We start from the raw sequence: 13695 nt of genomic DNA, 5'->3' as shown, positions 1-13695 counted from the left end.
CCTTTCTCTCTTTATTTACTGTTTGATTCTTCCTGCGCCAATCAAGTGCTGTTGCCAGTAGCTGTCTGTTAAACTTACATAACCAATTCCAGAAGATCCTGCATGATACATCTGAGAAGAAGATACAACTATTCCTACATGAGTGACGTATTCTCCAGCGTCATAGGTACTATGAAAAAAGACTAAATCTCCAGCTTTGGCTTCTGAAATTGGAATATGCTGTGTAGCGTCATATTGTTCCTGTGCAGTTCTAGGCAGTGAAATACCAGCTTTTCCAAAGCACCACTGTGTTAAACCGCTACAGTCAAAAGATGTTGTTGGAGAAGCACCCCCAAAGACATATTTTCCTCCCTCATATTTCAAGGCTTCATTCATAATTGTCTGTACTGTTTCATCATCAAAGTGTGTGACTGTTAAATACTGATTAACTAATTCTACATAAAACTGGTTTCCATAGCTCCAGCGCCAGCCAGTATTTCTTTTAACTGCAACTGGATTGGTATAGGTGACCTTTTTCCCTCCAGATTTTTCACGTGAAAAATTTTCCGCAAGCGTATAGCTGTGTTTCTTTCCATTTTTAGATACATAAGATAGATAACCTCCACCAAAGTTATAACTTTGAATTACGGCATTAATATCTTCGATTCCTTGATTTTTTGCAGAAGAAAGCAGGGAGGCAAAATATTTGCAGCCCTGCTTAATAGAACTTTCTGTATCTAAAGAATTTGCTGGTAATCCTAAACTTTCCGAACTCTGCATAACATCTTTAGCTGTTCCTACGCTTTCTACCTGTATAATGGCAAGAAGGATATTTACATAATCTGAAATTCCGTATTCTTTCGCATATTTTTCAACCATCTCCTTATGCTTAAGGACTTCTGCTGAAAGATTCATTCCTGCACTTGCAGTACCAGAAGAAAAGTTACCACTGCTGTTTTCTTCTTCACTGCTTATCAAAATTCCAAAAAACAATAAGATGACCAAAGCAACAGGAAGTAAACTACTGATAATAGAAATATGCTTTATTTTCATGGTTTACGTCCTGCTTTCTTCTTTGTTATGTTAGCTGTCTTTTCTTTCTCTTTGACCTGCTGTGGAGCAGTAGCTTTTTCTACTGGACTTTTTGCCTTAATGGTCTGTTTTTTAATACTGGAAGGTGTTTTCATCATCTTTTCATTAGGACGTTGACGCTCTTTTGTTTCTTCCTGTCTTTTAGTAGAATCACTATTATTTCTAGTTTCTTCTGGTCTTCTTTCTAAATGGTCTGTCTTTTTAGAAAGTGTAGGGCGTTGAACCGATTCTGTAAAGGTAGTTGAAGGTCTTTCATGTAAAGGTGATTCATTCCCTGTAGATGGGGTCTCCTTCTTTCTTTTAAACTGTCTATTTTCCTGTGCTTTTTGCATAGCCAGTCGTTTTTGTGCAATTGTTTCTCTTTGATTCCTCCATTTATCCTCACGCCCTGCCTGTCTTTTTTCTTTTTCCTGTACAACTCCACGTTTAAAATCAGATACCTGTCCTTTAGCTTTCTCTTTTGTAGAATAAATTGCATATTCCGCCTGTGTTGGAAGTTCTTTTATTCCCTGCTTCACTTCTTTTGCTTTATCTCTCACACGGTTTTTCGTATCTAAAACTGCACCAAACTTTGCTCCTGCTCTATTACCTATTGAAATACCAGAAGGTCTTTTCTCCTGTGTTTTAGAACCTGTAGAAAAAGAAGATCCTCTATTTTTAGAAAATCTACTTCCAGCCACTGCACCTGTGACAGCTCCTGCACCAACAGCTCTTGCAAGACTATGTTCCATCCCTCTTGCTTTTTGACGCATAAAACGATAAGGACGGTGAAATATCTTTCTTCCCATACTTTGACTGTCACTACTGCTAAGTGAAAATAAACTCATTAAATCACCAAGTTTCATATAAATACCTGCAAAGGTTACAATCTGCAAAAATGCCACCATGAAGAATGGATAAGTTCCTGCCATATTATAAAACATAGTGGAAATTGAAAAAGCAACTGTAACAATCAGTGTAATACCTGCTCGTGTCATAATGGTATTAAAAACGCGAACAATCGCCTGTTTTGCCATATTTTCATAGGTTGGTATCATGCTTAATAAAAAGCTGACTGGCAGGAATATGGCAAAAATAATAAACAGTATCTGACTGAATATCATGATTCCTGTTAGTAAAAAGATAAAAATTGTAATTCCCAGATTAAAGATAAGCAAAAAGAAGACCATGCCAAGTCTATTAATTACCTTTGGCAAAGTTAAATTTGTATTGTCATAATCTTCAATTTCACTTTTAACAGCCCCTTCTCTGGTTTCTCCATCTTCTTCATCTGGACTAACAGATACTAATTCTTCTACACGCTCAATACCAATTTCTTCTTTATTTGAATTTCCAAACTGTAATAACATCCAAGGCTGTTCTACCTGTATGGAAAACAGACTATCTCGAATCAAGTCAACACTGTCTTTTTCTTTTTGATCTGAACCAGCCAGCATGATCTTTGTTCCTAAATCTAAAGAAGCTGTACTAATATCTGATGAAAAGCTATTTACTTTTTTAATGTACTCAGGCGCATAGGCAATAAAAGAGGCAGATAACAAAAACACCACAAGAAAATTTGTTACTGCATGAATGGCTTTTGTTGTCTCCCTTTTAATCAGTCCTGTATATGCCACATACATACCCACAATAAGAATAATCATTAAAAGAAATCCTACATAAAAACCACTGCTGGAAAAGCCTGTTTTTGTAACACCAGCCAGTGTCTGCATACTTTTTCCTATACTGTCCGCCATGTCATTGATAAAATTCAACTTGTAGGCTTCCTGTACTACATAGCCTGTAGCATTTGATAGATATAAACTGACAATCCAGATAAAATTCGTGATACAGTACAGCCCGTATTGAACTGATTTTCCAATACCGTCTAACCAGTTCCATGGAAGCCAGCTCCAAGAATTATCAACATAAAAATCTAAGGTATAGTTTTCTAAAGGATATTTAGAATAAAGATTTTCAACATTAACAGTATCATCCACTAATCCTGTGGCATGAGCGACAGTTCCTAAAAAGGATAGAAAAACCAGTATCGTCACTACTGCAATAACTGTTATCTTTAACAAACGAAAGAGCTTCTGTTTTGTCAGAAGCCTCCGCCATCTATGTTTCATTCCCTCACCTCCGATTCCATTGGTGGTCTTGTATCAAAAGCATGGAGCAGTTCTTCAAAAACAGGATGGATTTGTACCACACCTACACGACCATATAAATCCTGTAATAAACACTGTCCGTTCTCCAAATCACGTAATCGCTTTTGATTATTTTCATCTTCCTTATCTATTCCAAAAAATTCTAAGGTCTGTTTAATCTCATTGATATCTGTACTTCTAAAGGCAAATTTCAAACCGATATTGTTTTTCAAACTTTCTTTTGAAACATCAAAAGAAGACTGTGTCACAAAATAAACCCCTGCGTTCATAGCACGTCCTGCACGAACCAGTTTATTAGATAGTGTTTCTCCCTGTGCTACATTCAAAATTGCCCATGCTTCATCAAGATCAACAATTTTAAATATGGAACGGTCACTATGAATGAAATCTAAAGCAAAGGTACTAATGACAATTAACATAGCTACCGATAACATCTCTATGGTTGTATATTCTTCTAAAGTCGTATCTTTATCTGGAAGAACTAAGTCAGCTATTTGAATAATATTAAGCTGATTATCAAGACTGATGGCGTTTTCTAATGTTCCATCTGAAAAAAGCAAATGAGCAAAATCATAGTCAATAAAACTTTCAGTATGCTCTGCAATATTTCTTGATACAGGTGTATTTTCTTTTCTTAGTTCTTCTATAACCTGTAACAAACCTCTTTTATTACTCTGGGTAACAGTACGTACTGCTTTACGAAGAACAGGAAATTTCTCTCCATCTCTTGAAGAAATACCTGTAAGGAATGTTAAAATATCAATTGCTAAACTTTCTGCGTCTTTTACATTTTTCATAATCACAAAAGGATCAAGTAGTCCTGCATTTTTCTTTTCACTTGTTAGATTAACAATATTGATTTCATGAGCAATTTCTGGAAGTGTTTCCTTCCAGTTTCCCCTTTCATTTTTAGGATCTAGGAGAATTGCCTGACCTCCAAAGAGTACCGAATAATAGACTAAAAGATTATTACAAAAGGATTTTCCACCTCCAAGGCTTCCAACAAAAGCAGAAGCTAAAGCATTAGTAACTGTTCCTTTGATTCCCTGTGAAGCAAGAGAAGGAAGTAAATAAACATTGCGTCCAGTATCAACAGAATAGCCAATATAGATTCCCTTACTTTCTCCTAACTGCTGTGTTGCACCAAAGCCAAGCCCAGCTAAAAAATCAGATTTCACATACTGGACATAATCGTTAATATATCGCTTACTGGCAGGAAGAAATTCTAAATGCAGTCCTAACATATCTCCAGCTGGACGAACTAGTTTGACATTTAGATCATCATAAAAATCTTTGACTTCATCACAGCGACGCTTTAATTCATCAAGATCTGGAGCAGATACCCGTATAATATAAGATAATTTATACATACTTTCTTTTGTCTGATCTAAATCTGCTTCTAATTCATCTACACTGTCTAATGCGTCAAGTACATTTGAGCTTGTTTCACTTCCAGACTGATAAGCATGTGAATCCAGATCCTTTAGTTCTTTCTTTTTATTGCGTACAGTTTTTAATGCTTTTCTATTTTCTACAATCTCAACTGTCATGGATGTATCTACAGGAAAAGTGAACTGCTGTTGCTGGTAGTAGAAAATCTCACTGGATGGAAAATCTAATTCTCCAACAATAGCATTAACTGTAAAATAAGTAACATAGCTTTCTGTCTCTTCATGTTCTAATCTAATATGACGCTGATTTTCTTCAACCAGACAGCGAGTAGGACGTATCAAATCATAATACTTAATCACGCTTTCCTTATCCTGCTTTTCCTTTGGTAAAGAATACTCATAATCTTCGTAAGCAACACCGTCCTTTCCATAAAGGTGTTCCATAAGATAGCCAAAATCATTTTTTTCAAGTCTTCTTATCTTAAACCTGCGGGAAATTTTGTTTTCTAATAATTTTTCCATCTTCATATATCTATTGATTTCATCATTATCCATTGAAACAAAATCATTCATCAAATGATGATTGATTTCATGAATAAATTCATTAATGGTTAAAAATACAGATTTTTTCATATTCTCTAGATTTAACGGCTGGTCTGTTACCATAAGTTTAAATCCAAGATAAAAGCGATAATCAATCTGATTATCGCCTATCATAGAAACTAAAGCTTCTGTCTGTTCATCAATGGTCTGTTCTGCTATATGTCGAAGATTTCCACGAATAAGCTTTTTCGACTGTTCCTGTATATTTCTAATGGAGCTTTCAGTTGCAATCTGTAAAGCATGGATTTTTCCTTCATGGTTTTGTGAAATCAGCTGACGAAAATGTTCATGGACATGAAATTTCTGTTCAGCTGATAAAAAACTGTAATTATAAGGAATAAGCTCATAATAAGCAAATACCTCACTGTCTTTATTCCAGACAAGATTATTGTCAATATATTTAATGGGGAACATAGGTCACACTCCTAACTGCCGTTATCCTTTCATTAACTGTATGCTTATGCAGTTTCACGGCTTTTCCTGCATAAGTGATTTTAGCTCTTATCCGATATCTTATCTGCGATTTTAGAAAACTGTAAGGTTTCTTCCCATCAAAAGTTTTTTGTGATATAAACCATGTTACAGCGATAGGAATCCCAAAGTATTTAAGAAATGCTCCTTCAATCATAGATAAAGGCGGTACATCAGCACACAGTATGATAATAAATTCAGTAATAACAAACCATGTAATTTGTGTGAAGGTAACTGGAAAAGGAAGCTGAAAATCATTGATGGCATACAATACCTTTTCGACATTCCAGATACCTGTATAGCTTCTAATTTTCTTCATTGTCTGCTCCTTTCTTTTCAATGAATGTATCATTTTATTACATTCTTAAATGATCATTTATTTAAATTTTATATTGTCATTCCTACTAGCAATTAGTACCTTCTACCATCCCAGCTCACATATTCCTGTTCTTGTTTCTATGAACGTTCCTCGAATGTCTAAATCACGTCCATAGGCTTCATAGTCAATGTAATACTGTAAACTTGCAGGAATCTCTCCAAGCATTTGTAATTCATCAATAAAATAATGAGCAACATCTGTCATATCGTCACAGTCTGGATAAAAATAAACTTCATCCTTATGTTCTACCAGTTCTTCCAGCGTCACATATCCAGAAAGAAATTCTTCTAAGGAATCAGCAATATAATCGGGTAATTCTCCAATCATGTCATAGATACGATTTAATTCATCAATTGATGTATATTCTGATATTTCCATTGGAAAATTCTCTGTATCATGGATGGCGTATTCTTCATATTCACTATTTAAACCAATCCGTTCTGCAATTTCTTCTTCATTTAAAGGAAAAGAGAACCAGTCACCAACCAGTTCTCCTTCGACATATTTCCCTAAATTTGCAATATAAACACGCATATCATCTGTCATATGTTATCACCTCCATTTTAAGCCAGCTCATAAATACCCTGTTCTGTTTCTAAAAAATTGCCATTATCATTGAGATATTCTCCATAGGCTTCAAAATCAAAGTAACGAATACACTGTTCTGATAAAGACTGAAACTCTGGGCTTTCTGATAAAATATGTCTTGCTACATCCTCCATGCTTTTACATCCAGCATAGTGAATCATATCGTATCTATGATGATGTAATTCATCTAAACTGGAATAATAATCTAAAAATGAACTGCATTCTTCCTGTATATCCCTTGGTAAATCCATAAACAGATCATATAGATCATTTAATCTCTCTACTGTTGTATCTTCTCCTACATCATCTGGAAAAGGTATTTGCTTTTCAATAATTTTATAATCGGTACTCTCTACAGATACACCGAGCTTCTCAAAGAACTCATCTTCATCAATAGGTAATTCAAACCAAGCAGAAAGTAGTTCTCCTTCTGACTGTTTTTTAGCTTCAATTAACACATTTAATTCTGTCATTTTTTTATCATCCTTTCTTTCTCTACTCCTAAAATATAAAAAGCAGTTAATCCTAAGACTAACTGCTTCATCCATTTCATATACTATTTATTTTTTAATTATTCATTATTATCGTTGTCATCATCCATGACCGCATAATAATATCCTATACAAGCACCTATTAAAAGACCAATTAAAATATTATTAAGAGCTAATCCAAAAATAAATCCTAAACCTAATCCTGTTCCTAAACATATAACAGTTTCTAAATCTATTTGAGGATTACTCTTTCTATTATTAATCTCTTCCATAGCTTCTACCTCCTTGTTATAATTTATCCACATATTCTTTGGCTTCTAATAAATCCATAGAAGTTTCTAATTAAATTCCTTTCATATCTTCTCTTAGTTTTCTATTATTCTTTAAAGGCAGATCTTTTTTCTTTGATTTTATATAGTTATTATCATCTTGTAAAATAATATCTTTTTAAATGTTGAATAACTTTCTTCCATGCAGAATAAGTACATATACTAACAATACCAAATACTACTATCATGATAAAAGCATACATAAAATCATTTTTCAGAAAATTTTTAACTGTCATAATAAGAAATATAATTGCTAAAAAAGATATCACAACTGCTAATATTAAAAATAATGCTAAACCCAATCGTTTTCTCTTTTCTGCAAACTCTACTATTGTATCAAAAATAACTTCAAACAATAATTCACAAATGAAATCTACAATTAGAAAACACCTCCTTATAAAAACCTTAACTGATTTTAATACTCTCTAATTATATGATTAAATCATAACAAAACAGTAAATATTAGACAAGTATCCTAATATATAAAATAACACAAAATATAAATACCAAGTAATATACTCTGCTAATTTTATTAATTAGTTACATATAACCACTCTTATAATTTTTTCCATCAATATCTTTTAAAAATTAGTAATGAAAAAGCAGTTAATCCTAAGACTAACCGCTTTATCCATCACAATAAATACATTATTTTTAATTAATATTATTGTTACTATCATGACTATTTTCTTCTTGTATTCTTTTCTTTGTAATAACTGCATAATAAGAACCAACACAAAGACCTATTAAAAGCCCAATCGGAACATTTTTTAAAACAATGCCCCACATCAGACCTAGACTTATCCCTATTCCTAAACATATAAGACTTTTGAAATTCTTTTTTGGATTGTTTATTTTTCTCATAATATCTTTCATCCCTTCTGCTTCCTTATTATAACTTATCCACATATTCTTTGGCTTCTAATAAATCCATAGAAGTTTCTAATCGAATTTCTTTTACAGCTTCTGTTAGTTTTCCAATATTTTTTAAATGCAGAACTTTTTCTTTTATCTCATCTGAAACAAAGTAAGAACATAACTCTTGATTTCCTGTTCGTCTGCAACATTCATTTAGCTGTTTTTGTAGATCTTTAATCTGATTTTTCAACTTTTTCTTATCTTCAGAAGCGAATATCAGATATACAACAAATCCAAAAGCTAAAGCATATTCCATGATTATTTCCTCCTGTAACCGTTACTAAAATATTGTGTATATTATAACATCTTTATTAAAAATACTCCAATAAAATCTAATTCTTTTACACATAAATTCTCATATTAAATACCCAGTACTAATATTAATACTACCTTAAACTATAATATAAATTATAAACTTATAAATTTTATTACTTTTATCAATTGTATTTAATGGTTATTATATAATACAAAAGCAGTCAATATTAAATACTAACTGCTTTTTAAGATTTTACTTTTTGTAAACTTGTTGTTCGTTTATTCATGCTTCCGTTTGAAATTAACTTTTTCAATAGTATAGCCTGCAATTCCACCAATAAGAGCAGTATTTACTACCATCCATAGTACACCACTAATTGAAGATGACATTGTATATATCAACGAATTAGCAGATACTAAAAAAGAAATGATCATTCCTTTTAATACACTATTTACTTTAAAATCAGAAGAAGAAATTAAAACTCCTATTGCAATCCATGTAATACCTGTTGATAGATATATGTCTATACTCAAGTCTGGCGCAAACAAAAGAAACAACATATTAATACCAGCACAGACAACTCCTATACTAAATCCATTAATAATCTTTTTCAAATCTACCTCCATAATTTAAACTTAAATAATAAAGCACCTAAATTATAACATTTTAATAAACTATCTACAATATTTTTAATTATGCACCGATAATCTTATTGAAGAGTTCTAGCAACACATCTTTCACACCACCAGCATTAAATACAAGCCCAACAGCAATCAACGCAACTATAAGAAAACCAATCAGTTTTGAAAATTCACGCTTAAAGCCTAAATAGATACCAATTACTACAATCGCCATCAATACTAAGCTCTGTGCATTGGATAAAAACCACTGATACAAATTATTTCCAAAATTCATTTTTCATTCCTCCATTCTTTCATCTGTTTATCTGCTTCTTTTCCTGCCTGTACTAAAGACATCACTGTAACCCCTATTCCAGAACCGAGAACAAGAAACAAAAAATTAATGAATCCTTCTTTCATATTCTTTATTCACTCCTTTATTTTTTATGATTTCATGAGTAATTACCACATTTTTTATCACTCCTAACTTTCAATCAAATCACTAACAGGTGCTGTCTGCTGTTGGATGATTTTTTCGTGTTTCTCCGTCAGCTTTGCCTGCTCTTCGATTGTTTTTAAATAACTTGTTCCATTACTGTAATCAATTTTTTTCAACATTTTCAAAGTTGGAGCGACCTGATGTTGTAACCAGTTTAAGGTACGCTCCAATGTATAAGGCTCTGGCTTAGTAGTAAGTTTCAGCTTTTGCCTTTGATCACCAATAAACCAAGCCCAGCGATCGTTGAGTTTCCAGTCATTTTTTCGCTTATCTGGTTCTTCGTCTACAAACCGCACATACTGGTTAATAATCGAAAAAGCGGTCTGTTCTGCGTCATAATAAGTGAGTAAATCTCGAACCGCATAATAAGCACGCTCGTTTCTCAGTCGTATTTCAAATCGATTTATTGTATCTGTTTCTTCTAGCGGTATTCCTAGCTTGATATACTGCTCATATCTCTTTTCGTACAGACAGAAATATACATCTGATTTCAAAGAACCCATATACAATGTACGCCCCATATATTCTGGTTCATCCTCTCTGTGCTTAATAAGCTCCCCAGATAAATAAAATTTATAGCTTCTGGATTTTCCGATATATTCACGTTTTCTGCATTTTTCTGCAAGCTCTGGAATATCTAAAATTCCTGTATGGTCGTTAATGGCAAGATCAATTCGTTTCATCACCCCACCTTCCACCAATGCGTCCATGAAAAAGTCATACCAGCTTCTCTCCTGTGCCAGCAGGTAACATTCAAACTGTCTGCACCCTCGACCCTTTAACTCTAAAAGAACACCTTTTTCTTCGTTAGCTGAAGTATAAACAAAAACATCTCCAAGACAGTAATGCTCAGTATAGCTGTAATGCCCGTAATCTTCATGGATCATATAATTGATATTGATCTTTAAGATATCTTTAATCACATGCTGTATATCTAAAGTAGGAAAACGAATTTTCACATAATCAAACAGCATACTCAGTGGTGCTTCTGGATTGAACCTTGCCAGTTCCTTATGCAGATTTTCCAAAAGCTCCTGTGCAGGCTTCATTTTTCCATTTTCTATCTTGTTTAAATATTCTCTTGTGATACCAGAAGCTGTTGCCAGCTTACTTTGTGATATGCCATAAGCAATCCGTTTTTTTCGTAATTCTGTTATCCATTGTTCTTCATTCAGAACCATACCTCCAATCTGTCATGTGTGAAGTATTTTAAGGTCACTTCACAGGTGATTTTTGCATAAAAAACACCTCCTAAGCCTTGTGTTTCCTATGTTTTTTCTCAATTTTCTCTTTGCAAACGTACCCCTCTGTTAGATACCGAGGGGTTTTATCTGCTGGCGTGGCTGACGCCACACCAGCAACGGCATACACGGTCTGGGTCGCTCCGCTGACCGTTCCTGCCTTGCTTTGTATCAAAAAGCACACATTCCTGTATAAACTACAATAAAAGCCGTATCTGTTGAAAAACAATTCTTCTTTGTTTCTTCGTCCAATGAATATTCATGACAAATCTTTTTTAAGTGTTTTCTATCCATGAAAAGAAAAGTGTAACGACAGTTACAATCCAACATAGATATTTTCTTATCCAATTCAATAGAAAATAAAAATGGGAAATCGAGGTACTTCTTTTCTTCTATATCATCAAGCAGACTGGCTATTTTATCATGTAGTAATCCCTCTGGATAATTTTGATGATATTCATATTGAATATCTGTTGTGGATAATACGTCAGACATAAATTTATCATATTCTAAACCAATACAACGGATTGAATTATGTGTATCGATCGACGAAATACAAGTTAAATTGAATTTTAAATCAATCATATTTTTTCATTCTCCTTTCATCATACAATCAGTATCAGTTTCTTAAACTGCTTAATCATATCCTCTATAGCTGACACTGCACTGATTGTCATTTTCTACAATATCAAATATTAATTCATAATCACGCTGTTCATCTTTTGTCACTTTTCTGTCCAAATAAACAGAACATTTCATATCAGAAGTAAATTCTCGAAAGACTGATAATGCCATACTTTCTGCATATGGATGTAAATAGTATGGTGTCAGTTTCTCAAAATCACGGATATATTCATCTGCATGAATAATTTCTTCCATAGATTTTATTGTATAGGTGATCACTGTCATATCTCACTCCTTTTCTTCTGAAATAGTTCTGTCTTTATATAACTTTCCAATGCTTTGTAAAAAATCATGTTCCTTTGGTACAAGAGGTGTATAAAACTCTGTAATAACACTTGTTCCAACATCACAGTAACCACGTCCTTTGATACGTTTTTGAAAAAACTTTTTCTTCACATCTGACCCAAACATCATGCCGTATCCAAGTTCTGATACACGTCCAAGTGCAACACGAAAACTAAACTGATCTCTAATTCCATCTGAGAAATATTTCGCGTCTGGTCTTTGACATGCAACAATCAGAAAATAACCTGCCTGTCGTCCAAGCATAATAATCTTTTTTAATTGACTAAGAACAGCCATATTTTCTTTTGTAGTTAAGCATTCCATAAAAGCGACATATTCATCAAAAATCAAAAAGCAGGGTTCAAGTCCTAAATAAGCATAGTTTTCTCCTGTCTTATAGTTCGGATGTAGTTTCATTTCTTCACTTCGTTTCACCATTCCAGAATAAAAATCATCAATACATGAAATCATATCTTCTTTTTTGTAATAGACGTTATCCATCACTTCTCCCAAATCTGCAAGGTCTGCATTCTTTGGATCTAATATAAAAAGCTGTGCATTTGTATGAAGAAGTGCTTCAATAATCGTCAAGATAAAATAAGTCTTTCCTCCGCCAGTTCCTCCACAAATCAGCGCATGAGGAAGTGAATCATATTCCCACACAAGGTTTTTCATCAGTCTAAGCCCACCATTTTCTGCTTGTACTTCATCAATGGTGATACGGTTTGCAATCATATCATAAAGAAGAGTATATTCTACATAACCATCATGTAATGTCTTATCTGTAAGTTCACAGTATAAACCACTTTCTAATTTATCCTCTAAGCATAATAACTGATCTTGATATTTTCCAAGTGTTATTTCAGCTCGAATATGAAGCAGTCCTTTTTCCATGCGGTAATACAGTTTAGGAAACCAGACAATTTTTTCTTTCGCTCTGCCAGAAGACAAGTCAGTGAAAAAACTGCTATTTTGTATGATTTCTGATTCATACCAGCCATTCTCTAAAATCATACGTGCCAGCTTTTGACAGTGTATCCGTTTCTTTAGATCATCATAATGCCTAGAATAATACCAAAAAGCGACTAGTACACAGCTACCAGTCGCAATTAGTATTGTTATTATGTGATATAAGGAAAGCCTAAATCCATGATTTAACAGGCTAACCTGCTTCCAATCCGTACCTAGAATTTCTGCTAAGTTCAATAGGAAAAGGATTCCTACAAATAGAATCAGAAGTGTTCCTGCGCAAAAGTGATAGACAAGATTTTTATCACCAGCTCTAATACGTCTTCCCTTATACTTCCACAATTTCATCTATCCTCCTTATCCTGTTACTTTTTTGACTGTCCTTGTGGAATACTGTTCTGTGAATGAGCTGTTTGTTGACCAGCTTTACTTTTCAACACAATATCTTCCGCCTTTACATACCAGTCCACATCTGCACCTGTAAAAGTCTTTTGCGATATCGTTTTTGCTTCTGGATTCACAAGCTCCACTTCTGCATTATATGGAAATTCTCTTAATGGAACTTCTGGCGGTACAGACACTGGAATCATCCCTCTATGTGTACTGCACTTTAAATCATAGATTCTCTTTTTTAGCTGAGTACTTAGTGTTCCATCTTCATTTTCTAAGAACACTTCACGTACTGCTGCAAATTTTAATTCTCCAAAGGTTTTTTCTTTGTCAATAACAAATCCGTTTGATAATCTCATG

The 13695-nt window shown here is 33.6% G+C and carries 18 protein-coding genes; all 18 read right to left on the bottom strand.

The genetic code is table 11. The annotated features are described in order from the left end of the window. Positions 1-15: 15 nt before the first annotated feature. The 18 genes from IGJ28_RS10095 to IGJ28_RS10010 all read right to left on the bottom strand — a co-directional run bounded on the left by IGJ28_RS10095 (position 16) and on the right by IGJ28_RS10010 (position 13694). The gene (locus tag IGJ28_RS10095; RefSeq protein ID WP_438845370.1) at positions 16-1032 is read right to left on the bottom strand and encodes a bifunctional lytic transglycosylase/C40 family peptidase; all 1017 of its coding nucleotides are present in this window, start codon (positions 1030-1032) and stop codon (positions 16-18) included. Continuing rightward, entirely contained in the window at positions 1029-3182 is a 2154-nt protein-coding gene (locus tag IGJ28_RS10090) for a CD3337/EF1877 family mobilome membrane protein (RefSeq protein ID WP_438845369.1), read from the bottom strand. The genes IGJ28_RS10095 and IGJ28_RS10090 overlap by 4 nt, the downstream gene beginning before the upstream one ends. Further along, positions 3179-5629, bottom strand: coding sequence for an ATP-binding protein (locus IGJ28_RS10085; protein WP_438845368.1), 2451 nt, complete (start codon positions 5627-5629; stop codon positions 3179-3181). Before IGJ28_RS10085 ends, IGJ28_RS10090 begins: the two co-directional genes overlap by 4 nt. Continuing rightward, a complete protein-coding gene (locus IGJ28_RS10080; RefSeq protein ID WP_438845367.1) occupies positions 5616-6005 on the bottom strand; it encodes a conjugal transfer protein in 390 nt (129 codons plus the stop codon). Before IGJ28_RS10080 ends, IGJ28_RS10085 begins: the two co-directional genes overlap by 14 nt. Positions 6006-6107: 102 nt before the next feature. Then, positions 6108-6611 (bottom strand): antirestriction protein ArdA, encoded by a 504-nt coding sequence (locus IGJ28_RS10075; protein WP_438845366.1) that lies wholly within the window; start codon positions 6609-6611, stop codon positions 6108-6110. 17 nt (positions 6612-6628) lie between these two features. Next, positions 6629-7126: an antirestriction protein ArdA gene (locus IGJ28_RS10070; RefSeq protein ID WP_438845365.1), complete on the bottom strand. Its 498-nt coding sequence runs from the start codon at positions 7124-7126 to the stop codon at positions 6629-6631. Between the two features lie 98 nt (positions 7127-7224). After that, complete coding sequence (locus tag IGJ28_RS10065; RefSeq protein WP_438845364.1) at positions 7225-7416, bottom strand: hypothetical protein; 192 nt, start codon at positions 7414-7416, stop codon at positions 7225-7227. 152 nt (positions 7417-7568) lie between these two features. After that, the gene (locus IGJ28_RS10060; protein WP_438845363.1) at positions 7569-7829 is read right to left on the bottom strand and encodes a hypothetical protein; all 261 of its coding nucleotides are present in this window, start codon (positions 7827-7829) and stop codon (positions 7569-7571) included. A gap of 298 nt (positions 7830-8127) precedes the next feature. After that, positions 8128-8349, bottom strand: coding sequence for a hypothetical protein (locus tag IGJ28_RS10055; protein WP_438845362.1), 222 nt, complete (start codon positions 8347-8349; stop codon positions 8128-8130). Between the two features lie 16 nt (positions 8350-8365). Further along, positions 8366-8647 carry a hypothetical protein gene (locus IGJ28_RS10050; protein WP_438845361.1) on the bottom strand — a complete coding sequence of 94 codons (282 nt, stop codon included), beginning with the start codon at positions 8645-8647 and terminating at the stop codon, positions 8366-8368. Positions 8648-8925: 278 nt separating this feature from the next. Further along, positions 8926-9261 (bottom strand): hypothetical protein, encoded by a 336-nt coding sequence (locus IGJ28_RS10045; protein WP_438845360.1) that lies wholly within the window; start codon positions 9259-9261, stop codon positions 8926-8928. 79 nt (positions 9262-9340) lie between these two features. After that, positions 9341-9562 (bottom strand): hypothetical protein, encoded by a 222-nt coding sequence (locus IGJ28_RS10040; protein ID WP_168931723.1) that lies wholly within the window; start codon positions 9560-9562, stop codon positions 9341-9343. Next, positions 9559-9687, bottom strand: a complete 129-nt coding sequence (locus IGJ28_RS10035) for a DUF3789 domain-containing protein (protein ID WP_438845359.1) — start codon at positions 9685-9687, stop codon at positions 9559-9561. Before IGJ28_RS10035 ends, IGJ28_RS10040 begins: the two co-directional genes overlap by 4 nt. A gap of 63 nt (positions 9688-9750) precedes the next feature. After that, complete coding sequence (mobT, locus tag IGJ28_RS10030) at positions 9751-10947, bottom strand: MobT family relaxase (protein ID WP_438845358.1); 1197 nt, start codon at positions 10945-10947, stop codon at positions 9751-9753. 231 nt (positions 10948-11178) lie between these two features. Further along, positions 11179-11592, bottom strand: a complete 414-nt coding sequence (locus tag IGJ28_RS10025; RefSeq protein ID WP_438845357.1) for a hypothetical protein — start codon at positions 11590-11592, stop codon at positions 11179-11181. A 51-nt stretch (positions 11593-11643) separates the two neighbouring features. Beyond that, entirely contained in the window at positions 11644-11916 is a 273-nt protein-coding gene (locus IGJ28_RS10020) for a hypothetical protein (RefSeq protein ID WP_438845356.1), read from the bottom strand. A gap of 3 nt (positions 11917-11919) precedes the next feature. After that, the gene (locus IGJ28_RS10015) at positions 11920-13293 is read right to left on the bottom strand and encodes an FtsK/SpoIIIE domain-containing protein (protein WP_438845355.1); all 1374 of its coding nucleotides are present in this window, start codon (positions 13291-13293) and stop codon (positions 11920-11922) included. A 17-nt stretch (positions 13294-13310) separates the two neighbouring features. Next, positions 13311-13694, bottom strand: coding sequence for a YdcP family protein (locus IGJ28_RS10010; RefSeq protein WP_438845354.1), 384 nt, complete (start codon positions 13692-13694; stop codon positions 13311-13313). Position 13695 lies beyond the last annotated feature (1 nt).

The organism is Enterococcus sp. AZ091, from assembly GCF_051714805.1.
Lineage (GTDB): Bacteria > Bacillota > Bacilli > Lactobacillales > Enterococcaceae > Enterococcus_D > Enterococcus_D gallinarum.
This window is presented reverse-complemented; position numbering and strand designations above follow the sequence as displayed.